This is a genomic window from Caballeronia sp. INML3B (assembly GCF_023631305.1).
Taxonomy (GTDB): domain Bacteria; phylum Pseudomonadota; class Gammaproteobacteria; order Burkholderiales; family Burkholderiaceae; genus Caballeronia; species Caballeronia turbans.
Genome location: NZ_JALQDI010000031.1, coordinates 1 through 597, shown reverse-complemented (window position 1 = coordinate 597; position 597 = coordinate 1). Strand labels below are relative to the sequence as shown.

Genomic DNA, 597 nt, shown 5'->3' with positions numbered 1-597 from the left:
TGTGAAAGTAGGTAATCGTCAGGCTCCTCATGCGATAAACAAAAACCCCACCCCGCAAAGGTGGGGTTTTTGCGTTTCCGTCTCACCTATAGGTGAGAGCTTCGATCGTCTCGGGCGTAAGAAACGCTTGACAACGGCGTGTTGTTACCCCATAATCGATAGTTCTCTGCGGAGGGGTGCCCGAGTGGCTAAAGGGGGCAGACTGTAAATCTGTTGGCTTACGCCTACGTTGGTTCGAATCCAACCTCCTCCACCAGAATTCAAGCGGTAAGGGAATCCAAACCCTCGCGGGTGTAGCTCAATGGTAGAGCAGAAGCCTTCCAAGCTTATGACGAGGGTTCGATTCCCTTCACCCGCTCCAGTGTCGGTTTTGTAGTGCCCATGTGGCTCAGTGGTAGAGCACTCCCTTGGTAAGGGAGAGGTCGGCAGTTCGATCCTGCCCATGGGCACCAGCTGTATCAGTCTAGTAAGTTGCGCGCGGCGCAAGGTGCGAAAATCCTGTTAGGAGTCGAAAATGGCCAAAGGTAAATTCGAGCGGACCAAGCCGCACGTGAACGTGGGCACGATCGGTCACGTTGACCACGGCAAGACCACGCT

Annotated in this window: 1 protein-coding gene and 3 tRNA genes; all 4 read left to right on the top strand. The window is 54.3% G+C overall.

The features are described 5' to 3' along the window. Positions 1–170 precede the first annotated feature (170 nt). Positions 171–256, top strand: a tRNA-Tyr gene (locus NCS58_RS13570). A gap of 31 nt (positions 257–287) precedes the next feature. Further along, a tRNA-Gly gene (locus NCS58_RS13565) sits at positions 288–361 on the top strand. A gap of 16 nt (positions 362–377) precedes the next feature. Next, a tRNA-Thr gene (locus NCS58_RS13560) sits at positions 378–452 on the top strand. 62 nt (positions 453–514) lie between these two features. Then, positions 515–597, top strand: an 83-nt coding sequence (locus NCS58_RS13555; RefSeq protein ID WP_042615313.1) for a GTP-binding protein, incomplete at its 3' end; no start/stop codon positions are given.